The 22,698-nt window shown below is 36.8% G+C and carries 25 protein-coding genes and 1 pseudogene; 20 read left to right on the top strand and 6 right to left on the bottom strand.

Going from position 1 to position 22,698, the window contains the following annotated elements:
• Positions 1–144 precede the first annotated feature (144 nt).
• Positions 145–798, bottom strand: coding sequence for a PAQR family membrane homeostasis protein TrhA (gene trhA / locus IGL93_RS06740; protein ID WP_002357443.1), 654 nt, complete (start codon positions 796–798; stop codon positions 145–147).
• Positions 799–929: 131 nt separating this feature from the next.
• Between trhA and IGL93_RS06735 the strand changes: the two genes are divergently transcribed.
• The 14 genes and pseudogenes from IGL93_RS06735 to IGL93_RS06670 all read left to right on the top strand — a co-directional run bounded on the left by IGL93_RS06735 (position 930) and on the right by IGL93_RS06670 (position 12,160).
• Positions 930–1,772, top strand: a complete 843-nt coding sequence (locus tag IGL93_RS06735) for a DegV family protein (protein ID WP_002357444.1) — start codon at positions 930–932, stop codon at positions 1,770–1,772.
• Between the two features lie 103 nt (positions 1,773–1,875).
• Positions 1,876–2,775: an SGNH/GDSL hydrolase family protein gene (locus tag IGL93_RS06730; protein ID WP_002365717.1), complete on the top strand. Its 900-nt coding sequence runs from the start codon at positions 1,876–1,878 to the stop codon at positions 2,773–2,775.
• Entirely contained in the window at positions 2,768–3,421 is a 654-nt protein-coding gene (locus IGL93_RS06725) for a YpmS family protein (protein ID WP_002357446.1), read from the top strand. The genes IGL93_RS06730 and IGL93_RS06725 overlap by 8 nt, the downstream gene beginning before the upstream one ends.
• A gap of 16 nt (positions 3,422–3,437) precedes the next feature.
• Positions 3,438–3,953 carry a peptide-methionine (S)-S-oxide reductase MsrA gene (msrA, locus tag IGL93_RS06720; protein WP_002357448.1) on the top strand — a complete coding sequence of 172 codons (516 nt, stop codon included), beginning with the start codon at positions 3,438–3,440 and terminating at the stop codon, positions 3,951–3,953.
• A 5-nt stretch (positions 3,954–3,958) separates the two neighbouring features.
• On the top strand, positions 3,959–4,177 hold the full coding sequence (locus IGL93_RS06715; RefSeq protein WP_002364020.1) for a YozE family protein: 219 nt from the start codon (positions 3,959–3,961) through the stop codon (positions 4,175–4,177).
• Between the two features lie 87 nt (positions 4,178–4,264).
• Positions 4,265–5,707, top strand: coding sequence for a S41 family peptidase (locus tag IGL93_RS06710; RefSeq protein ID WP_016618352.1), 1,443 nt, complete (start codon positions 4,265–4,267; stop codon positions 5,705–5,707).
• A gap of 18 nt (positions 5,708–5,725) precedes the next feature.
• The gene (gene lepB / locus IGL93_RS06705) at positions 5,726–6,280 is read left to right on the top strand and encodes a signal peptidase I (protein WP_002382369.1); all 555 of its coding nucleotides are present in this window, start codon (positions 5,726–5,728) and stop codon (positions 6,278–6,280) included.
• 114 nt (positions 6,281–6,394) lie between these two features.
• Positions 6,395–6,844 (top strand): hypothetical protein, encoded by a 450-nt coding sequence (locus IGL93_RS06700; protein WP_002357452.1) that lies wholly within the window; start codon positions 6,395–6,397, stop codon positions 6,842–6,844.
• A 148-nt stretch (positions 6,845–6,992) separates the two neighbouring features.
• A complete protein-coding gene (locus IGL93_RS06695; protein WP_002365712.1) occupies positions 6,993–7,361 on the top strand; it encodes a GntR family transcriptional regulator in 369 nt (122 codons plus the stop codon).
• Positions 7,358–8,212 carry an ATP-binding cassette domain-containing protein gene (locus tag IGL93_RS06690; RefSeq protein ID WP_010775868.1) on the top strand — a complete coding sequence of 285 codons (855 nt, stop codon included), beginning with the start codon at positions 7,358–7,360 and terminating at the stop codon, positions 8,210–8,212. Before IGL93_RS06695 ends, IGL93_RS06690 begins: the two co-directional genes overlap by 4 nt.
• A 1-nt stretch (position 8,213) precedes the next feature.
• Positions 8,214–8,944: pseudogene (locus tag IGL93_RS06685) on the top strand (hypothetical protein).
• A gap of 192 nt (positions 8,945–9,136) precedes the next feature.
• On the top strand, positions 9,137–9,817 hold the full coding sequence (locus IGL93_RS06680; protein ID WP_002357457.1) for an ABC transporter ATP-binding protein: 681 nt from the start codon (positions 9,137–9,139) through the stop codon (positions 9,815–9,817).
• Complete coding sequence (locus tag IGL93_RS06675; protein WP_010775867.1) at positions 9,818–11,101, top strand: ABC transporter permease; 1,284 nt, start codon at positions 9,818–9,820, stop codon at positions 11,099–11,101.
• A 90-nt stretch (positions 11,102–11,191) separates the two neighbouring features.
• Positions 11,192–12,160, top strand: a complete 969-nt coding sequence (locus IGL93_RS06670) for an NADP-dependent oxidoreductase (RefSeq protein ID WP_002398751.1) — start codon at positions 11,192–11,194, stop codon at positions 12,158–12,160.
• A 79-nt stretch (positions 12,161–12,239) separates the two neighbouring features.
• Here IGL93_RS06670 and IGL93_RS06665 read toward each other — a convergent pair whose 3' ends face one another.
• The 4 genes from IGL93_RS06665 to IGL93_RS06650 all read right to left on the bottom strand — a co-directional run bounded on the left by IGL93_RS06665 (position 12,240) and on the right by IGL93_RS06650 (position 15,179).
• A complete protein-coding gene (locus IGL93_RS06665; protein WP_002361880.1) occupies positions 12,240–12,842 on the bottom strand; it encodes an alpha/beta hydrolase in 603 nt (200 codons plus the stop codon).
• A gap of 12 nt (positions 12,843–12,854) precedes the next feature.
• On the bottom strand, positions 12,855–13,817 hold the full coding sequence (locus IGL93_RS06660; RefSeq protein WP_033596522.1) for a ring-cleaving dioxygenase: 963 nt from the start codon (positions 13,815–13,817) through the stop codon (positions 12,855–12,857).
• Between the two features lie 10 nt (positions 13,818–13,827).
• Positions 13,828–14,256 carry a MarR family winged helix-turn-helix transcriptional regulator gene (locus IGL93_RS06655; protein WP_002379481.1) on the bottom strand — a complete coding sequence of 143 codons (429 nt, stop codon included), beginning with the start codon at positions 14,254–14,256 and terminating at the stop codon, positions 13,828–13,830.
• Positions 14,257–14,384: 128 nt separating this feature from the next.
• Positions 14,385–15,179 (bottom strand): SDR family NAD(P)-dependent oxidoreductase, encoded by a 795-nt coding sequence (locus IGL93_RS06650; protein ID WP_002360217.1) that lies wholly within the window; start codon positions 15,177–15,179, stop codon positions 14,385–14,387.
• Between the two features lie 204 nt (positions 15,180–15,383).
• Between IGL93_RS06650 and IGL93_RS06645 the strand changes: the two genes are divergently transcribed.
• Positions 15,384–16,136: a DUF7006 family protein gene (locus IGL93_RS06645; protein ID WP_002384475.1), complete on the top strand. Its 753-nt coding sequence runs from the start codon at positions 15,384–15,386 to the stop codon at positions 16,134–16,136.
• A 104-nt stretch (positions 16,137–16,240) separates the two neighbouring features.
• Entirely contained in the window at positions 16,241–16,963 is a 723-nt protein-coding gene (locus IGL93_RS06640; protein WP_002357468.1) for a TraX family protein, read from the top strand.
• 59 nt (positions 16,964–17,022) lie between these two features.
• Here the strand turns inward: IGL93_RS06640 and IGL93_RS06635 are convergent, their stop codons facing one another.
• Positions 17,023–18,057 (bottom strand): YdcF family protein, encoded by a 1,035-nt coding sequence (locus IGL93_RS06635; protein ID WP_010775865.1) that lies wholly within the window; start codon positions 18,055–18,057, stop codon positions 17,023–17,025.
• Between the two features lie 282 nt (positions 18,058–18,339).
• On the opposite strand from IGL93_RS06635, the gene ptb reads away from it, so the two are divergent.
• Genes ptb through IGL93_RS06615 form a run of 4 tightly spaced genes read left to right on the top strand, consistent with a single transcriptional unit; the run spans position 18,340 to position 22,680 of the window.
• The gene (gene ptb / locus IGL93_RS06630; RefSeq protein WP_010775864.1) at positions 18,340–19,161 is read left to right on the top strand and encodes a branched-chain phosphotransacylase; all 822 of its coding nucleotides are present in this window, start codon (positions 18,340–18,342) and stop codon (positions 19,159–19,161) included.
• An 18-nt stretch (positions 19,162–19,179) separates the two neighbouring features.
• Complete coding sequence (gene buk, locus IGL93_RS06625; RefSeq protein WP_002397335.1) at positions 19,180–20,262, top strand: butyrate kinase; 1,083 nt, start codon at positions 19,180–19,182, stop codon at positions 20,260–20,262.
• 5 nt (positions 20,263–20,267) lie between these two features.
• Entirely contained in the window at positions 20,268–21,677 is a 1,410-nt protein-coding gene (gene lpdA / locus IGL93_RS06620; protein WP_010775863.1) for a dihydrolipoyl dehydrogenase, read from the top strand.
• A 10-nt stretch (positions 21,678–21,687) separates the two neighbouring features.
• Positions 21,688–22,680, top strand: coding sequence for a thiamine pyrophosphate-dependent dehydrogenase E1 component subunit alpha (locus tag IGL93_RS06615; RefSeq protein WP_025192685.1), 993 nt, complete (start codon positions 21,688–21,690; stop codon positions 22,678–22,680).
• Positions 22,681–22,698: the final 18 nt, after the last annotated feature.

Genomic DNA, 22,698 nt, shown 5'->3' with positions numbered 1-22,698 from the left:
ACGAATGTATGTTCGTTTTGTAAAGTCTTTTCTACTAATTTATGTTAAAATAATTCGAAAAGAAGAATAATCCTTTATAATAAAGAGATTTAGGGCAATAAAAGAACACGATGCTTTGAGCATCGTGTTCTTATTGTGCTGTGATTACGTATAAAAGAGAACAGAAAAATACATGAGAATCGCTGCAAGCATGACGAACAAGTGCCAAACCACATGCATAAACCGCACATTTTTCAATGAATAGAAGGCGGCACCTAATGTGTAAGACACACCCCCTGCGACCAATAACGCTGTTCCTGTAAATCCAAGAGATTCATATAACGGACGAGCAGCGATGATACAGAGCCAACCTAAAACAATATAAATAATCGTTGAAATGTTTTTCACTGTTTCTTGTTTATGCAACGTGAGGGATTTATAGACAATACCGACAATGGCGATTAACCAGACTAAACTGAACAAGGTCCAACCTAACCAACCGCCAATACTAATTAAGCAAAAGGGCGTATAGCTGCCAGCAATCAATAAGAAAATAGAACTATGATCGAAGACCTGAAAGACCTTTTTGGCTCTTGTAAAAATTAAACTATGAAATAACGTTGAAGATAAAAAAAGTAGAATCAACATGGAGCCATAAATAGCATAAGATACCACGTGAATTGGTGAGCCTAAACGAGCCCCTTTAACAAGTAAAATGACTAAACCAGCAATACTTAAACCTGCGCCTATGCCATGTGTAACTGCATTTAAGACTTCGTTCACGATTAGGTATTTTTTTGAGAAATGCGTTTTTTCCAATAAATTCACTTCCTTTATTTTAATTTGATGAAAAATTCGGCAGTGTCTGTTATACTATAACTAGATAATTAACCGTTTAATGGTATTCTACCATGAAAACAGGTTCCTTTTAAAGAAAGAGTGATAAATTTATGACAAACGTTAAAATCGTAACGGATTCTTCATGTACGATGGAAAAAAGTCTTAGAGATGAATTAAATATCCATATGATGCCTTTATCAATTATGGTTGATGGCGTTGTTTATCCAGATGATGATCATTTGCCAGGCGAAAAATTTATGGACATGATGGCTAATGCGAAGGCCTTACCCAAAACCAGTCAACCACCAATTGGTGAATTTGTAGAATTATATGATCGCTTAGGTGAAGATGGCAGTGAAGTAATTTCGATTCACATGACAAAAGGCTTAAGTGGAACGGTTGAAGCGGCCCGTCAAGCTAGCAACTTATCATCAAGTAAAGTAACGGTGATTGATAGCGATTTTACAGACCAAGGTTTGTCTTTCCAAGTCATTCAAGCAGCAAAATTGGCACAAGCGGGAGCGGGTGTTCCAGAAATTTTAGCTGAAATTGAACGCGTCAAACAAAATACCAAATTATACATTGGCATTTCAACATTGGATAATTTGGTTAAAGGTGGACGAATCAGCCGTACAACAGGATTATTATCAAACATTTTTAATATGAAAGTTGTCATGGACTTTGAAAATACGGAATTGATTCCTGTAGCGAAAGGCCGAGGCGTTAAAACGTTTAATAAATGGTTTGACGAATTGAAATCAGAATTAAGTAAGATTCCAAATGTTCGACAAATTGGCATTTCTCATGCGGATGGGCTAGAACTAGCAAATGGATTCAAAGAAGGATTACAAGCAATCTTTAAAGACATGGATATTCCCGTATTACATACGAATCCAGTCATTGCAACACATACAGGAAAAAATGCCTTTGCTATTATGTACTATACAGACTAAGAAATAACGAGGTTGGGTCTCACTCTTAAACGAGTAGACGCAACCTCTTTCTAACAAGAAAAGGAAAATTTCTTGTTGGTTTATTTAAAAGGAAGTGACGAAGATGAAAAAACAAACACAGCATATTTTGCTGACCGTCTTAACACCTATCCTCATTGCGCTAGGTGTTTTTACATTGTTAAGTGTGGCCATCCCCAAAGCAAAGCCACTATTAAAGCAAGAGAAAGTGGCCACAACTGCTCAAAAAAATCAAAAAGAAGTCATTCATTATACAGCTATCGGTGATTCTTTAACTGAAGGAATTGGCGATTTGACGAATAGTGGAGGTTTTGTTCCTATTGTGGCAGATGATTTAAAAGAACACTACAACTTGAACGGTGTTCAAACAGACAATTTTGGGAAAAATGGGGATCGTAGTGATCAAATTTTAAAACGAATCAAAGAGAAACCTGAAATTCAAAAGGGCCTTGCCTCTGCGGACGTGATTACGCTAACGGTTGGTGGAAATGACTTAATGAAAGTAATTAGTAGTAATATTTTCGACTTGAAAGTCAGCTCGTTCAATCGTCCACAAAAAGCCTATCAACGCCGAGTAAGACGACTACTTGAAGAAATCCGAGAGTACAACGAGAAGGCCCCTATTTATGTCTTAGGAATTTACAATCCCTTCTACTTAAACTTTTCCGAAATTACAGAAATGCAAGAAATCGTTGATAACTGGAATCAAGCAACCGAAGAAATGGTTCAAGAGCAAAAACGAGCCTATTTCATTCCTATCAATGATTTACTCTATAAAGGTCGTGGCGATGAAGTTGGCGTAACCGGTGGCGACTCAGAAACTACAGGAAGTAGTGCTAGCAAAGAGGATTTAAACAATTTGTTATATGAAGAAGATCGCTTCCATCCGAATAATCTTGGCTACCAAATTATGGCCGGAGCTGTCCGGGATGAAATGGTCAAGACAGAGAAAGAATGGATAACCAAATCAGAAGGTAGTGAATAAAATGAATGAAGAAAAGCCAAAAACAAGTAAATCAATTAAAAAGACACAACCAACCAATCTTAAACGAAATCCCTGGAAAATCGCTTTTCTTGTTCTAGTGGGTTTAGTCATTGGTAGTGTAGCTTTCGTGACATTTCGAGCAACACAAGTTCGCGAACCAGATTTAAAGAAAATACCAGCAATTGTTGAAAAAGAAGGCGAGCCAGTCGTCACCATTCAGTCAAAAAAACAACAAGTGAACAAACTGATTGACTTTTATTTAGCCGACTTTCAAAAAGGTTCGGAGATCAAATATAAATTTTATTTAGAAAATGATGCTTTATTAAATGGAACATTTCAGGTGTTAGGGCATGACATTCCTTTTTACTTATATTTTGATCCTTACGTGATGGCGAATGGTAATGTACAATTAAAAGCAAAAAGTTTATCTATAGGAACGTTAGGCTTGCCAATTAAAGAAGTATTGAAATTTGCTAAACGTTCTTACAAACTACCTAAATGGGTTGAAATCAATCCAGATGATCAAACTGTTTTATTACGTTTAGATCAGTTTAGAATGCAAAATGGTCTATTTGTTCGAGCAGAAAAGATTAATTTAGTTGACGATGACATTCGGATGAATATATACTTGCCAAAAGAGAAATAAAAAAGGAGTGTTAGAGATGGAAGAAAAAGCAATTTTTGCAGGCGGCTGTTTCTGGTGTATGGTGCAGCCTTTTGATACACAACCAGGAATTATCTCAGTTGTTTCGGGTTATACAGGTGGGCACGTGCCTAATCCAACATATGAACAGGTTCTAACACACACAACAGGCCATACGGAAGCAGTAGAAATCACTTTTGATCCAGCGATTATTTCTTACGAACAATTAGTGGATATTTATTGGCAACAAACAGATCCTACTGATGCTTTCGGTCAGTTTCAAGACCGCGGCGATAATTATCGGCCAGTTATTTTTTATCGTTCCCAAGAACAAAAAGAAATTGCTGAGAAAAGTAAAGAACGTCTAGCTAATAGTGGCCGTTTTACAGAACCAATTGTTACCACCATCGAGCCAGCAGCACCATTTTATCCTGCTGAAGAATACCATCAAGACTTTTATAAAAAAGACGCTTTGCGTTATGGATTGTCCCATCAACGTAGAAGTGAATTTATTGAAGAAAAATGGAGTGACTAATTTACATGAGACGAAGCTTTTACCATTACTTAATGACATTAAAAGGTCCGGCTAAAGATTCTGAAACTGATTTTGCCAATGAAGCGGCCAAAGATATTCAGTTTCCAAAACAAACCGAGGATTATCATGAACTTTCTTCTTATTTAGAAATGAATGCTGACTATTTAAGCAACATGGACATCTTTGATGAGTTATGGGAAAAGTACCTTGAAAACAATAAATAAATCCAGAGGAAAAGCAAACAAAGCTTTTCCTCTTTTTTCATTCATGTTATAGTAAACAAAAGTAGTGACGAATTTGTTAGAAATGAGATGAAATCTATGAAGAACAAACGAACTGTTCCTTTTTATCAATATATTATTTCGCTCCTCTGTGTCGCATTTTTAGCTGGAGGAAGTAGTTATATTTATTTTGATCATCGTGTTAAAAAGATGAGTCAAGAAGGGGCAATTACCAATGCTGATTTAAGCAAAGTGCAGGATTTATATAATGAAATTAGTACCAATTATGTAGGTGAAGTAGATAAAAATGAATTAGTTGAAGGCGCCTTAAAAGGCATGTCTGAAGCCATTGGAGATCCATACTCAACTTATCTAAATGAATCTGCTGCCAATGATTTAAACGAAAGCTTATCTGGCGATTTTGAAGGAATTGGTGCCACTATGACAATGAAAGATGGCGAACCAGTTGTAGCAGAGGCCCCTGTAGCAGATTCCCCAGCTGAAAAAGCGGGAATCAAAGAAGGCGATATTATTGAAAAAGTTGATGGTACAGCTACAAAAGGGATGAAACTAGCAGAAGTCGTCTCAAAAGTCCGAGGTAAAAAAGGAACTTCCGTTGAATTGACTATCCAAAGAGAGGGAGAAACTAAAAATATCTCAATCAAACGTGGGAAAATTCCCGTTAAAACAGTGACAGGTGAGTTAGACAAAAAAGATGCACAAATTGGCTCGATTAAAATTACGTCCTTTGGTAAAAAAACATATCAGGAATTGAAAGAAACAATCACGAATTTACGAGACAAAGGAGCTAAATCCTTTGTAATTGATGTACGCCAAAATCCTGGTGGACTGCTAGATCAAGCAGAGCGAATGGCCAGTATGTTTTTAAAAAATGGCGAAATAATTGTTCAATTTGAAGACAAAAAAGGACGTACGATGAAAGAAGTTGCTTCCAAAGAATTAGACGACGGCTTTAAAGTAAAAGAACCTGTTGCAGTTATCATTGATGGCAATAGTGCCAGTGCATCCGAAATTTTTGCTGCAGCACTGCATGAATCTGCGAATGTCCCATTAATTGGAACGAAAACATTTGGCAAAGGAACGGTCCAAACGGTGAAGGATTTAAATGACCAAACCGAAATAAAATTGACTGTTTTAAAATGGTTAACACCAAAAGGCGAATGGATCAACGAAAAAGGAATTGAACCAACCATCAAAGCTGATTACCCCGAGTATGCCTATTTAAAATTGATTCCTCGCGATAAAACGCTAAAAGAAGGAGATCAATCTGAAGATATTCAGAACTTAAATGCTATTTTAGCTGTATTAGCGTATCCTGTTGATGAAAACAATGCAAACTACACCGCAGAAACAAAAGCAGCGGTTAGCGATCTTCAACAGAAAAATGGCTTGCCTATAACTGGAGAAATCGACAATGAAACAGCCACAAAAATTGAAGCCACTTTAGGTAAATTAATTCTTGAAAATGACGCTGCTTACGATACAGCAGTCAAGGAAATTCAAAAAAACTAGAAAAAAGGTGGCACGAAGTTGAAGAAGAAACGTGATTATGTTGGGTATTTAATGTACTTTCTGAAAATCTTAGTACCAGCAATCGTAGCCGTTTTTATTTTAAGAGGATTTTTCCTGATTCCTGTTCGGGTGGATGGCCATTCCATGCAAAAAACCTTGAATCAAGGAGATATGATTGTGATGGAAAAATTCTCCGCCATTAAACGGTTTGATGTGGTGGTCTTTAAAACAGACACAGGATCGATTCTGATTAAACGTGTGATTGGTTTACCAGGAGAAGCTGTGCGTTACGAAAACGATCAATTATATGTCAATAATCAGCCAATCGCTGAACCCTATTTAACTAAAAACAGAAAAAAAGATCATGAAACGATGCCTTACACTACGAATTTTGATTCAAAAGAATTGTTAATGCAAGAAAAATTACCTAAAGATAGCTATTTTGTACTTGGTGATAATCGCCGTATGTCCAAAGACAGCCGTTCTTTTGGTGCAATACATGCAGATCAAATCTTAGGGAAAGCACAATTTGTTTATTACCCACTCACTCATATGAAGATCATTCCTAAATAAGTAAGACCACTAGTTCGTTTATTTAAATAACGACTAGTGGTCTTTTCTAATCTGAAAAATTGTTCTCTTAGCTGAAAAATGTTAAGGTTAAAGTAATGATAGATGTAGGAGGTCATGCAAATGATTAGAAAAACTATTTTAGCAAGCTCTATCTTAGGCGTTGGGTTGCTAATTGGTGCATGTGGGAATCAAACCCAAACCCAAATGAATTCAACCAATACCAGTGAATCATCACAGCCTAAAGTAACCGAATCAAGTCGCAAGTCATCTGAAAGTGCGTCTAATAACGAAGGTGTATCAAGCGATTCTAGTAAATCCACAAGTTCCACTACAGAATCAGAAATCTTAAAAGGTCTGGCGGAAGAAAAAACGCTAAAAGAAAAAATTCCGTCCTTGAATCAAACAACGATTAAGAAAGTCACTGATAATGAGTATAAACGCATTCTTGTGATGGAAGAAAAGGCTACAGGAACGACCTATAAAAGTATTTTGATAAAAAAACAAAATCGCTTAAAAATTGTCAACGAAACAACCGATGAATTGTTATACAATGGAACCCTATAAGAACGAAACCATTCAATAAACTCAAAAGTATCGCCATTGTTTTCAAAGAAAAATTTCTTTGGAAACAATGGTTTTTTTGTTGACAAAAGAATTTCTAAGATATATAGTTAGTTACATAAGTAGTTAACCGTTTAAGCGAGGTGTAAAAATGGAATTTAATTTTTCGGGGGAAAAGCCTTTATTTCAGCAAGTAGCCGATCAGATTGCCGAAGGAATTTTTAATGGCGCTTACTTAGAAGGCGAACAAATTCCCTCAACCACAGAAATATCAAAAAGTTACCAAATCAATCCAGCCACCGTTTTAAAAGGAATGAATTTATTAGTAGAACGACAGCTGATTGAAAAGAAACGGGGGATTGGCATGTTTGTTTTACCAGGCGCTCAAGAGAGAGTAAGAAGTGCACGGAAAGAAGAATTTTTAAATAAAGAAGTCTTAGAAGTTGTCGCAGAAGCTAAAAAATTAGGGATTACAGCTGAACAATTAAAACAACTAATTGAAAGAGGGTATGAAGCATGAGTTTGCGGGTGGAATCAGTAAGTAAAAAATATCATCAAAAAAAAGCACTAGATAATATTTCAATTACTTTTGAAAAAGAAACGATTTATGGGCTCTTAGGCAGAAACGGGGCTGGTAAAAGTACGTTATTAAATATCATAAATAATCGAAGTTTTGCCACTTCAGGTTCCGTTCAATTGGCGGGAGAAACAGTGACCGATAATGAGGCTGCTTTGACTCATATTTACTTAATGAGTGAAGATAATTTGTTTCCTCCTCAGTTAAAAATTAAAGATATTTTTAAAACGACTGAAGGTTTTTATGGATCCTTTGACTGGTCTTTGGCCGAACAAATGTTAAGCGATTTTGGTTTAGATAGTAAAAAGACATTCAAAAAATTATCAACTGGTTATCGGAGTATTGCTAAACTAATAGTGGCGCTATCCGTCCCCTGTGAGTATATTTTTTTAGATGAGCCAGTCTTAGGTTTAGACGCCAATCATCGGGAATTATTTTATACTTATTTAATTGAGACATACCAAGAACGTTCCCGTACGTTTGTGATTTCCACCCATTTGATTGAAGAAATTGCGAATTTATTAGAAGATATTATCATCATTGATCAAGGAAAATTGATTCGCGCAGAATCTATTGAAACAATTTTGAAAAACGGTCGCATTGTTTCTGGGCCGAAAGAACAAGTAGAGCGCTATACTCAGTCATTGGAAATCTTAGGCATGGACACTTTAGGTGGAGCAGTTACGGCTTACGTGTACGGCGACTTGCCGACTGAAAAAGCAGAGGTTCAAATTGCGCCGCTAAATTTACAAACATATTTTGTACAATTAACCAATAGAAAGAAGGAAAAGTAAAATGAAATTTAAAACAGCTTTGCGGTATCGTGTTATTTATCAAGTCCGTTCCTTAGCAATTTATTTTGGCTTTTATGCTTTGTTCGGCATTCTTTTTCCTCTTATTGGGTTGCTCTTTTCTAACGACGTGAACACTGTCAGCTCTGATGCAGTAATTCCTTGTCTGGTTTTTATGGGGATACTATCATTTTTAGGGGTAAACACAGATTTTAAACTGTTTATTCAAAACGGGCTTTCCCGCTGGACGATTTTTTTGGTTAATTTTGTAAGTAATGCTATTTTATCTTTGGTTGGATCCTTGGCTGTACTTGTACTGATTAAAGTATTTAGCGGCAATTTCATTTCTCATTTTCAATTATCAATGAAATTAATTGATGTCTATGCGCAAGGAAACTTTTTCATGTCGTGGTTGCTCTTTTTTATCTTACTAATGCTTAGCGGCTCACTTGGCTTGTTAGCAGGTGTCTTTAATGATCGGATAGATGGCGTAAAAAAACTCATTGTTTTATTGCTGTTATTAATGATTCCTATTTTACTGGGCACGATTGCACAATTAGGGGGGCACCAATGCGCCTGAGAATGCTCCATGTCTTGCAAGCAATGGTTGGTTATCAATCCACTGGTTTTACGGTCCTACCACTTCTTCTGACAATCAGTTGCTTTGTTGGCATTAATCTTGGTTTGGCCTATTTATTGAATAAACATCGTGAAATTAAACGCGTAAATGCATAACTAATTAATAAGAACATGTTCAATGAGGTGAATTTGGAACATGTTCTTATTGTTTTAATTGAGAGATACATCGGAAGTACCATGACAAAGGAAAGGGCTTCCGTCAAAATAGAAAGAGAAGAAAGGAGTATGAAAAGAGTAAAAAACTTTGTAAATAAGTAAACGACAAAGAATGAAAAATGGAGGGGTAACATGGCGGTAATTGAAGCAAAAAATATTAAAAAAAGTTATGGAAAGAACGAAACAAAATTTGATGCGTTAAAAGGTGTTGATTTAAAAGTTGAAAAAGGTGAATCTGTGGCCATAATTGGTAAAAGTGGCTCTGGGAAATCAACATTTATGCACATTTTGGCATTGTTAGATCAACCAACTTCAGGAGATATTTATTTAAATGGTAAAAATGTTACTAGTATTAGAAAGAAAGTGCTGAATAAAACGAGAAATGAAGAATTTGGTTTTGTTTTTCAACAATTCTTTATGAATGCCAAGGATACAGTTTTAAATAATGTTCTTTTACCATTAAAAATTGGTGGAATTTCCGGTAGCAAGAGGAAAAAGATGGCTTTAGATGCGTTAAAAGCAGTCGGTTTGGAAGATAAAGTTCAAAACAAAGCGAATAATTTATCTGGTGGTCAAAAACAACGGGTATGCATAGCGCGTGCTTTAGTTAATAATCCGCAAATTATTTTTGCGGACGAACCTACAGGAAATTTAGATTCTGCCACTGGGAAGAAAATTGAAGAATTATTATTTGATTTAAATAAAAATAAAGGAATTACCTTAATTATTGTGACACATGATCCAGATTTAGCAGCACGTTGTGATCGGCAAGTTCATGTTCGAGACGGCTTGATTGTAGGAGGAGATGAGTAAATGAAATTTAGAGATATTTTAAAATCAGCTAGTACCAATTTAATGCGTAATAAAGGCCGAACCGTATTGACCATTATTGCAATCTTTATTGGAGCATTTACCATAGCTTTAACTACAGGAGTCAATATTGGTGTAAATGATTATATTGACAAACAAGTCGGCAGTGTCGGTGGTGCAAATCAGCTATTTATTCAGCCAAAAATGGAGATGAATGTTGGTAACGGAACAGAACCAAGTAAATATAATCCAGAGAAAAAAACCAGTACGATTCAACAACAAAGTATGCTTGCTGAAAAAGATATTGAGAAGATTAAAAAAATCTCGGATATTACATCAGTGGAACCAATGAAATCCGTTGCTATCGATTATATAAAAGGAGCAGATAAGCATAAATATGTATTTTCAGCAACTTCTGCGCTAGATGAGATGACCATTGATTTAGCGGCTGGCCGTAAAGTTTCGCAAACGAGCCAGGACTTCGAAATTAATTTGTCACCAGAATATGTAAAGGCACTCGGCTATACATCTAGTAAAGCTGCCGTGGGAGAAACAGTTCAATTAGGTATCTCAAGTTCCTTGAAAGGACAAGAGCAAGTTATTGAAGCAAAAATTGTTGGCGTTAGAAATACCAGTGTCATTCAAAATGGGCTCTCGCTGATGAATAAAGCATTGATTGATAAAGTTGTCTCAATCAATCAAGCAGATCTTCCAGAACATTTAAAAAATCAATACGCGATGATTATTGCTGAAGTTAAAAAAGACAGCACGCCAGAGCAGATTAAGGACATCAAAAAAGACTTAGATAAAGCTGGCTATTTAGCGACTACTGTCGAAGATGAAATTGGTATGATTCGTAATATAATCAATGCAATCACTGGTGTTTTAACCATGTTTGGTGCAATTGCCTTGTTAGCTGCAAGCTTTGGCATTATTAACACGCTATATATGTCTGTCCAAGAAAGAACGCGAGAAATTGGTTTAATGAAAGCCATGGGTCTTAGCAATGGGAAAGTCTTTACAATTTTTAGTGTTGAGGCGGCTTTAATTGGCTTTTTTGGCTCAATGTTAGGCATTTTAGGAGCTGTTGGGGTTGGAAATTTAGTTAATCGTTTGGCAACGGATTCTTTTTTAAAGGCTTTAACAGGATTTAAATTAATTCAATTTTCATTGCCATCTTCACTAATGATTATCTTAGTTATTATGTTTATTGCTTTTTTAGCAGGAACTTTACCAGCTCGAAGAGCAGCCAAATTAGATCCAATTGAATCTTTACGTTATGAATAATAGACTAAAAACAGCTACTTTCTCTCAATTTAACTAAAGCATATTCTTATATAAAAAGAAGGCAATAGGCGTATACTAAAAGTGTGAAAAATGAAACAAATGAGAGGAAGTTGGTTTATGAAAGCTGTTGTGATTAATCAGTACGGAAGTAAAGAGGTACTTGAAGAAGCAGAAGTAACACTGCCAGAATTATCGGAACATCAAGTGTTGGTAAAAGAATACGCGACATCAATTAATCCGATTGATTGGAAATTGCGTGAAGGATATTTAAAACAGATGTTTGATTGGTCCTTTCCGATTATTCTTGGTTGGGATGTCGCTGGTGTGATTACAGAGGTGGGGAGTCAAGTAACGGATTGGCAAGTTGGCGATAAAGTTTTTGCTCGTCCTGAAACTACTCGTTTTGGGACCTATGCAGAAGTAACGATTGTGGATGATCATTTATTAGCAAAAATCCCTGAAACAATTAGCTTTGAAGAAGCGGCTGCCGTTCCGTTGGCTGGTTTAACCGCTTGGCAAGCATTGTTTGATCATGGGCACCTTAAAGAAGGAGAAACTGTTTTAATTCATGCTGGTGCAGGTGGGGTCGGTACTTATGCGATTCAACTAGCAAAAGAAGCGGGCGCACATGTCATCACGACCGCTAGCGCAAAAAATCATGCCTTACTGAAAAAAATTGGTGCAGATGAAGTGATTGATTATCATACAACGAATTTTGCAGAGGTATTAACTGATGTTGATTTGGTCTTTGATACAATGGGGGGTGAGGTTCAAAAAAATAGTTTTGACGTCTTAAAACCAAACACCGGTCGTCTTGTTTCAATTGTGGGCATTGAAGATAAACAATTGGCAGCCGAAAAAAATATTTCTGCTGAAAGTATTTGGCTTCAACCAAATGGAGAACAATTACAAAAAATTGCTGATTTGATGGCAGCTGGAAAAGTGAAATCAATTATTGGTGAAGTTTTCCCTTTTTCTAGACAAGGGATTTATGATGCACATGCACTCAGTGAAACGCACCATGCAGTTGGTAAAATAGTTGTTCAAATGGCAGAATAAAAAGAAGCTCAGACAGTGAATTATCTCAAAATAGAAAAAGTGGGTCCTAAGTCATTTCGACTTAGCACCCACTTTTTTGTTAAGAGGACAGATGTGCCAACCAAGTTTGTGTTTCCTTAATTTCTTGATAAGTTAATTGATGACTTTGTGTCCAAACCTCTTGTACGGTTGCTCCATGATTCTGAAATAGTTGAATCACACGCATACTCTCAGGAAGTGGAACAATCGGGTCATGCTCTCCTAGAGATAATAAAACAGAAGTGTCGGTCAAGTCTGGTTGATTGGTCAATTCAACAGGAAACATGGGATGATAGAGGACAGCTTGATGGTAACTATCGGGATGAGTAAGCAATAATTGAATAGCGATATTGGCCCCATTTGAATAGCCAATAAAAATAATTTTATCCAATGAAAATTGATGCTCGTTAGCGGCTTGTTGAATAAACTTATGAAGCGCCTCGCCGCGTTTTTCTAGATCTTCTAAGTCATAATGACCTTCCGCTAGGCGCTTAAAATAACGATTCATTCCATTTTCTGAAACATCACCACGAATACTTAGCACAGTAGCTTGTTTATTTAGTTCTTGGGCAATTGGTAGGAGAGATGTTTCATCACCACCTGTACCGTGAAGTAGCACAAAGACAGGTGCTTCAGGATGTCCTTTTTTAAAAATTGAATGCATGTTTTTTCCTCCTTAGGCTCGTTTTGTATTGAAAGGCTTGATCACACTCTCAATATACTCACGACGGTTTTCTAAAAATGGCGCAAGAGATAACTTTTCTCCTAATGTTTCGTAAGGTTCATCCCCCATAAATCCTGGTTCATCGGTGGCTAATTCGACTAAAATATGCCCAATACGAACATACAATGATTCAAAGTAATAACGATCGACATAGCCAGAGTTTTGTAAGCCTAAATGATCAAAGAGCGCTTGCCAAGTCCCAAGTGATTTACGATCCGCTAGGCGGAATGCAACGTGATGTACTTCACCATATCCTTGTTGCGCTTGTGAGCTAGTATCATCGTCTACCAAAATGACTTGGGCACCATTGCCACCTTGGCCAACTTCTAGTAAATAGCGATTGCCTTCTTGTGCCACTACGTGAAAGCCTAGAATTTCTTCAAAGACTTCTTTGAATTCATGAAAATAGGAAATAGCTATTTCGACAGGTCCTAAGCCATAAATCGCAAATTCTGTAGGGACAGGTCCTTTTTTCCAAGGGGTGCCCGCTGCAACGCCCTGATTTAATTCATCAGAGATTAATTGATACGCTTGATCATCAAAATCCCAGAAGCGAAGGACTTTTTTGCCAAATTCTTCAGAAATACCTGTGTGTTTGACAGCAAATTCATTGAAGCGATTTTCATAATAAGTCAAAGCTGCATCTGAAGGAACCCGGAACCCTGTTCTTGAAATTGTATTGGTTCCTTTTAATCCTTTAGGGTTATTGGGAAAATCGAAAAAGGTCATGGTTGTACCTGGTGTACCCAAATCATCGGCAAAATAGGTGTGGTAAGTATAGATATCATCTTGATTCACTGTTTTTTTGACTAAACGCATCCCTAAAACGTCTGTAAAGAAGTGATAGTTTTTTTCTGCATCACTTGTCATAGCTGTAACGTGGTGGATTCCTAATAATTGATCTTCTTTTTTCATCATTATTTCCTCATTTCGTTTCATTTGTTATTTTTCGTAAAGTTTTTTGAAGAAGTGTTAATTCTTCGGAAGAGAGTTGTTCAAATGCTTCTGCAATTCGCTTTGCATGCATCGGAAAAATTTCTTCAATTAATGTTTTTCCAGCTTCTGTTAATTCGACGTAAGTAATGCGTCGGTCTTTTTCACTGGGGGTGCGCGTTACATAGCCTTTTTTATGTAATTGGTCAATAACATAAGTGGTGCTACTGCTAGCAATTAAAATTTTCTCCTTAATTTTTTGGATGGTCTGAGGACCTTTATGGAGTAACAGCTCTAACACTGAAAATTCTGTAATGTTTAAGTCATAACAAGTGACATCTTGCTTGGCAAGTTGCTCTAGTTGATGGCTGGTTCTTAATAAACCGATATAGGCTTTTAAAGCTTCTTGCTGTTGGGTCATTGTTTCACCTCTTTTTATTTCGAATTCGAGATAAATATAACTTACTTTTGGTAAGTAATCAATTAATATGCTTAAAAAGACAGCCAGCAAAAAATGTGAATTTTTGCTGGCTGTCTTTTTTGTTTATTTTAGAAGATTGTTGGAACTAAGCCACCATCGATTCTTAAGGCTTCTCCTGAGAAAGAAGAAGAATCTGGGCTGGCCACAAAGGTAACAAAACGACCAATTTCTTCTGGTCGAATGAGCCGTTGGATTTGTGAACGAGAACGATGATTTTTCATGAAATCTTTTTCCCAATCCTCTTTGGGAATGTCTGAATCAGCGTACATATCTTCCAACATTTTTTCTACACCTTCGGTAAGGGTTGAGCCAGGCATAACCGTGTTAACGGTGACATGTGTGCCAACAGTTAAGTTAGATAAACTTTTAGCTAAGGAAAGATTCATCGTTTTTGTCATGCTATATTGGGGCATTTCGCCAGAAGGCATCACCGCTTCTTCGCTAGCAATGAAAATAATGCGACCAAAATCTTGTGCAAGCATTTTAGGTAGATAAGCTTTTGCTAATGCATTGCCTGACAACACGTTCACAGTAAAAAATTTTTCCCAAGTGGCGTCATCGATGTCCCAGTATTCCATTGGCTCAAAAATCCCCATATTGTTCACTAAAATGTCGACTTTAGGGAATTTTTCAAGTAAAGTAGTTCGTTGACTTTCAATGGAAATATCGGCAGTTCCTGCTTGAGGATGAGTGTCTGGAAACATTGTTTGTATTTCTTCAACAACTTTGATTACTTCGGCTTCATTGCGCCCATTGATAATGACATCGGTCCCTTCACGAGCCATTTCAATCGCAATTGCTTTGCCAATTCCTTTGGTTGAACCAGTAATTAATGCTAATTTATTCGTTAAGTGTAAATCCATTTAAATCCCTCCAACGTTTGTCTATATGTCTATATCTAGTGTAGGTCTTTTTCTGGACTTTTAAAAGGAAAAAGTTTTTTCGGCCCGCGGGAAACAAGCCCCAATAACTACTTAACAGCTGAATTTTCACTTTTTGGGCGTAAAACGAGTAATTATTGTCAGTAAAAAAGCGTCACTTTTTTGATAGAATAACTAGAGACGAAATTGGCTAAGACCAATTTTGTAAAATTGTACATAAAAAAGAAGAGTGGGAATGCTATGAAGAAACAATATTACTGGAATATACCCGATAACTTACTAAACTCGTTAAAACAGCGGAAAAAGTTATACAGCTTTTATAAAAATGAACAAAATAAGGCAAGAGAATTAGTAGAGAATTGTCAGTCGGTTCTTTTTCCTGAATTAGTCGCTTCGCTGAATAAAATAGATGAGCGGATTAAATTATTGATATTCTATCAAAATTTAGAAGATTGTGAGCTTTCAGAAGAAGAAATTATTACTGTGATTGAGCGAGAATATTTTGTGACTTTTTATGAAACAATTGAAGAACCGACCACTGAAATTATTAGTAGTCATTCTATGTATTATTTATTGCAACAGCCGACTAAAGAAATGCTTTGGGATTTAGACTTTAGTAACATGTTAAAACAAGGTCAGTTAGTTGATTTAATGGATTATCAAAAATTGACCAAATGTTATCAAAAGCTGCAGAATCAAGCTAAAAATTTGATTGAAAAATTAAATAAAGAAACATTTTACACATTCTATAGTCAACTTTTATTGATTGATTGCCAATGCAAATTATTAATAGAAGAGGCGCTTCTGAAAGAAGAATCATTGATGACGGTCGATGAATGCTTAACAGCCATTAAGCAAGAAATTCGAAAAATTCATTTTGAACAATTTAAATACCAACATTATTTATTTGAAGATTTATCTTTGCGGTACCAAGTTTAACGGAAGTGACAAAAAGAATGGTTGAATCTAACAAGAATGTTCGTTGTTTTCTGTTATATAAAAAGATATGATAGTTTCTGTAGAAAAAATAAAGGAGACGATTCATGAACGCAAATCGCTTAAAGTTATTGATGATGGGGTTAATGGTTCTTGACCATATTAGTTATTTTGTTCCGCCAGAATGGGCACTGATTTTTCATGTAATTACTCGTTGTGTCGGTGTATTTTTTGGTTACATGGCTGTAGAAGGGTTCAACTATACACGGAATGTTTATCGTTACAATGGTCGTTTGTATATTTGGGCAGCAATCATGTTTGTTGGAAATACGCTTCTAAATCATTTAGTGAATAATCCAGCTGTTGCTGTTCACAACAATATTTTCTTCACCTTAGCCCTTGGTGTCAGTATGTTAATTGTGACAAAAGCGATGCTAGAGATGCCAAAAATCAGTTTAAAAATTGTTTTATTGATTAGTATATTAGCAATTTTAGGAATAGGAGCAATGTTTGCTGAAGGTGGCATTGTGATGTTACCTTTTATGTTGATTACGTATTTAGCCAGAAAGAGACTTGTCTTACGGAACTGTTTATATGGTGCATTAGCGCTCTTTTTCTTAGTTACAAGTTTTCAATGGTTGGGAGATTGGCCAACGACAATTGAAATGTTAGCTTATAATTCTGATTTTATGTTTATCACTGTGTTACCATTTATATCGCTTTACAATGGTGAGAGAGGAAGCAAAGCACCATTTTTCAAATATTTATTTTACGGATTCTATCCGCTTCATTTATGGCTGATTGCATTGATAGCCAATTACGTTCATTAAACCTTTTTATATTAAAAGAATAAAAACAGCGACTCACAAAAATGTGAGTCGCTGTTTTTTTAGATGGGTAAGATACTGATTCCTAAAAGAAGAGTGACAAGTAGAAAAACAAAAAGCACAATTCGCTTATCATGAACCAGTAAGGCAATGTATTCTCGGATTAGAGCAGTTGGTAAAAAATATAAGGCAGTTGGCGCCCCGACACCTTCAGCTTTTAAGCCGACACGATGGGCATACATAGCTCCTCGTAAGACATGATAGTTATTTGTTGAAAAAATAACAGAGGGTTGTTTAGAATCAGACGGCATCTTTTGCCAATCTGCCTGAATTATTGCTTTAGAAAACAACATATTTTCATAAGTGGTTGTGGATTGGTCCTCCATCAAAATTGCTTCTGCAGGAATATTTTGTGAAAGCAAATATTTTTTCATTGCGAAAGCTTCGGCCACAGGTTCGTCAGGACCTTGACCACCGCTGACTACAAATTTAGCGGTGGGATTTTTTTCATAATATTCAATCCCTTTATCTAACCGACTCTTCAAAAGTGGAGGTACTTCCTCGCTACGAATTCCCGAACCTAAAACAATGATATAATCAACCGCTTTTTTTAAAGGAATCATTTGGTACATCCATGAATACAAGACGTAAGCAGCAAATAGTAAGGTCAGCAAAAGATCCATTAACAATAGAAAAAGTAAGAACAGAAAAAGCACATAAGGTATTTGCGCTGTGCCAACTGATAATAAATATAGAAAGGCGGGTAAAGCAATTAATAAGTTCAGCCCTAGGCCAGCAGACAATTTAGCCGTGACACTTTTGCCTTCTTTCGTTTGCATCGTACGTGAGTTAAAAATAAAGTAAAGGCAAATGCCGATAAACACAGCGGGAATTAATAGATAAGCAATGGCCAAAGTAATTAGGTCGCCATTCTTAAAATGTAAATAAATTTTGTCTAGTCCGATAAATAGTAAGGTGACTAATGACAATAAGGTGCCAGAAGCCAGAGTGATACCGCCGAGGATACTGCGGTTATTAATTTTTAATATACCAAATCCTAGTAGGGCGATAAACAAAAAGAATAGTAGTAGTGCCATTTAATTCCTCCTAAAAATAAGTATCTAAAGTATAACATGCTTTAGGATCTGACATAAATAAACAGCTGTGCCGAAGCATAAGTTTTCCTTTCATTCTTAGAAAAGAAGTTTTTTCATGAAAAGTAAATTAGATAACAATTGTTTAGAGAAAGAAAAGCTTGATTTACTAAGCTTTTCCTTCTCTATAAAAAATATTAATAAGGACATAAAAATTAACAATTTGTATGCGCTTACATACTGAGGTAGATTTAAAGTGTAAAGAAGAAAAAATGAGGTGAGAAAATGATCACTGTTTCAATTGCAGGAGGTTCACAACCAGAGATTTTACAGCTAGTTAAAAAAGCACTAAAAGAAGCCGAGCAACCGTTGCAGTTTATTGTATTTGATACAAACGAAAATCTTGATACTGAAAATCTCTGGAAATATGTTCATTGCTCAGATGAGGCCGCGGTAGCACGGGAAGCTGTCAGTCTAGTTGCAACTGGTCAAGCACAAATTTTATTGAAAGGAATTATTCAGACCCACACATTACTAAAAGAAATGTTGAAAAGTGAGCATCAATTAAAAAATAAACCGATTCTTTCCCATGTAGCAATGGTGGAGCTGCCTGCAGGAAAAACCTTCTTGTTAACCGATTGTGCGATGAATATCGCTCCCACTCAAGCGACCCTCATTGAAATTGTTGAAAATGCTAAAGAAGTCGTCCAAAAATTGGGACTGCATCACCCGAAAATTGCTTTGTTAAGCGCAGCGGAAAATTTCAATCCTAAAATGCCTTCGTCTGTTTTAGCAAAAGAAGTCACGGCACATTTTAATGATCAACAAGAGGCTACGGTTTTTGGGCCACTTTCGCTTGATTTAGCGACCTCTGAAGAAGCGGTTGCGCATAAACGTTACAGCGGTCCTATCATGGGGGATGCAGATATTTTAGTGGTCCCAACTATTGATGTTGGAAATTGTTTATACAAATCATTAACCTTGTTTGGGCACGCCAAGGTGGGAGGAACGATTGTTGGCACAAAAGTCCCAGTCGTTTTAACATCTAGAAGCGATTCGACAGAAAGCAAATTCCATTCATTAAGATTTGCCATGAGACAAGTTTAAAAAAAGGAGCAGAAAACAATGGAAACAGTATTGGTTATTAATCCTGGCTCGACCTCCACTAAGTTAGCGCTTTTTGCTAATCATGATTGCTTGGCGGAAGAAACGCTTAGACATAGCGTCCAAGAATTGGCACCTTTTGAAAATGTTGTCAGTCAAACACCATTTCGAAAACAAATGATCGCGGAATTTTTAGAAACACATAACATCACACAATTAGCCGCTGTCGTGGGGCGTGGTGGTTTGCTTAAGCCTATTCCTGGCGGTACGTATCTTGTCGATCAACAAATGCTAGAAGACTTGCGGACAGAACGCTTTAATACCCATGCTTCAAATTTAGGGGCGATTTTAGCTAATGAGTTTGCAGAAAAATATCACGTGCCAGCCTTTATTGTCGATCCTGTTGTTGTAGATGAGCTACAGCCATTAGCCAGGATTTCTGGATTAAAAGGCATTCAGCGGCGTAGCGTTGGTCACGCCTTAAATCAAAAAGCGGTCGCTCGAAAAATCGCTGAGGATTTAGGGAAAACATATGAGCAAAGCAATTTTATCGTTGTTCATTTAGGTGGGGGCATTAGCTTGGGGGCGCATCAAAAAGGCCGCATGGTGGATGTGGTAAATGGGCTTGATGGTGAAGGTCCTTATACGCCAGAACGCAGTGGTGCCTTACCGCTCGTTGAATTTGCGCAATGGATACTTGAACAGGAGTTAACGATTAGCCAAGTGAAAAAGCTAATTGCGGGTAATAGCGGCCTTAAATCATACCTAGGTGAAACAGATTTACGGCATATCCAAGCACAAATAGCTGCAGGTGATCAAACAGCAAATTACTATTTAAAAGGAATGTGTTACCAAATCGCAAAAAGTATTGGCGAGATGGCCGTGGTTCTTGAAGGCACAATTGATGCAATTATTTTAACAGGGGGCGCAGCCTATTCGCAAACCGTTGTTCAAGAAATTAGTCAAAAAGTCACTTGGATTGCACCAATTAAGGTTTACCCAGGTGAAATGGAGATGGCTGCTTTATATGAAGGCGTCAATCGAGTATTAACAGGGGAAGAACAAGCTTTAAATTATAGTGAAGCAAAAATTGAGCAGGAGTGATCAAAATGGCGGAACAAACAGATTTACTGATTTTAGGTGGCGGAACAGGAGGCTATGTAGCAGCAATTCGAGCCGCACAAAAAGGGCTAAACGTCACAATTGTTGAAAAATACAAATTAGGTGGCACTTGTTTGCACAAAGGCTGTATCCCTACAAAAGCTTTATTAAGAAGCGCAGAGGTTTTTGATACCTTAAAACAAGCGGCTTCTTTTGGGATTGAAACAGAGGCAGCGTCCATTGATTTTTCTAAAATACAACAACGGAAAGAAGGAATTATTGAGCAGTTACACAAAGGTGTTGAAGGCTTATGCAAAAAAAATAAAATCAAAATTTTAGCAGGCGAAGGTGCGATTTTAGGTCCCTCTATTTTTTCACCAGTCTCTGGCGCAGTGGCGGTTACGTTTAATGATCCAACACGAGAAGAAGAAATTATCGTTCCTAAAAATGTCATTATTGCGACAGGCTCTAGTCCTAAAACGTTACCTAATTTGCCACTGGATGAAGAATTTATCTTATCTTCTGATGGGATGCTTGAATTAGAAGAGCTACCAGAATCAATTGCAATTATTGGTGGTGGCGTTATTGGTGTCGAGTGGGCTTCTTTATTAAATAGTTTAGGTGTCAACGTAACTATCATTGAATTTTTGGATCGGTTACTTATAAATGAAAGTGCAACAATTTCTAAAGAATTAAAGAAACGTTTAGAGCAACGAGGAATTAACATTTTATTAGGTAGCAAAGTCCAAGAAGCGAAAGTTACTGGACAAAAGGTTCAAGTAGAAGTTGCAGGACAAGAAAGCCTCACTGTTGACAAAGTCATGGTAGCAATTGGTCGTCAACCCAATATCAATAAGTTAGGGTTACAGAATACCTCAGTGAAATATACTGACAAAGGCATTGAAGTAAATGAATTTTATCAAACCACAGAAGGACATATTTATGCGATTGGTGATTGTATCGATACACTTCAACTAGCCCATGTGGCTATGAAAGAAGGAGAGTTAGCTGTTCAGCATCTTTTAGGCGAGACAGTGGAACCTTTAAATTATACAAACGTGCCTCGAGGTGTTTATACAAATCCTGAAATAGCAAGTGTCGGCTATACTAGAGAAACTTTACCAGAAGATAAAGAAGTAGTGATTGGCACCTTTAATTTTAATGGTAATGGTAAATCACTTGTTTATGGAGAAACAGATGGCTTTATAGAAGTAATTCGTGACAAGAAGACCGATGATTTATTAGGGGTTTCTATGATTGGGCCACATGTCACGGATTTAATTGCCGAAGCAAGTACTGCCATGTATTTAGATGCCTCGCCCATTGAAATTGGTGAAGCAATCCATGCGCATCCAACAATGACAGAAGTATTGCAAGAAGCAGCCTTAGATACTTATGGCTTAGCGATTCACAAATAGAGAAAGGTTGATGAAAATGAAAACGCTTAAAAAATCGGGTTTATCAAAAGAAGAATTGATTCAGGCATATCGTCAAGTACTACGAGGACGTCGTTTAGACGAACGGTTGTGGCAATTAACAAGGATTGGTAAGACCTCTTTCAATATTTCTGGTCAAGGGGCAGAAGTTGCACAAGTAGCGATGGCGATGGCTTTTGATCCTCAAAAAGATTATTTTTTACCGTATTATCGTGATATGACCGCGTGCTTGGTTTGGGGCATGACCTCCAAAGATATTTTAATGGGTTCTTTTGGAAAAGAAGCGGATCCTTCTTCCCATGGTCGTCAAATGCCGAATCATTATGGTTCAAAAGAGCATAATATTGTTTCCTTCTCTTCAACAGTAAGTACACAAATGCCATTAGCGACAGGTGTTGGTTATGCAGCGCAACTTCAAAAAGCTGATTTTGTTGCATTGACTACCACTGGGGAAGGCTCTGCCAATCAAGGAGAAGTCCAAGAAGCTATGAACTTTGCAGGCGTAAAAAAATTACCAGTCATTTTTGTTGTTGAAAATAATGAATATGCGATTTCTGTCCCAATTGAAGAACAGTATGCCAATAAACGAATGGCCGATCGCGCGAAAGCTTATGGCTTTGAAGGTGTGACCGTTGATGGTAGTGATTTTACTGAAGTCTATCTAGCATTTAAAGAAGCAGTAAAAGCGGCTCGCGGGAAAAAAGGACCAAAATTGATTGAATTAATGGTTTCTCGCTTGACTTCTCATTCCGCTGACGATGATCAATCTGTTTATCGTTCAAAAGAAGAAATTGAAGAAATGAAAAAGAACGATGCAGTGAAGCTTTTTGAAAAACAATTATTAGAAGAGGGCTATTTAACAGACGAAGACATTGCCAAAATTGATGAAGAAATTCGTGCAGAAATCAATCAAGCAACGGATGAAGCAGAATCAATGCCAGATCCTGTACCGACATCAATTTTAGAAGAAGTGTATGCAAAATAAGAGAAGAGGAGAAGAAAT

This window comes from Enterococcus sp. DIV1328a (assembly GCF_050536905.1).
GTDB classification, from domain to species: Bacteria; Bacillota; Bacilli; order Lactobacillales; family Enterococcaceae; genus Enterococcus; species Enterococcus faecalis.
The sequence above is the reverse complement of the archived record's forward strand: the minus strand, read 5'-3'. Positions and strand labels throughout refer to the sequence as shown.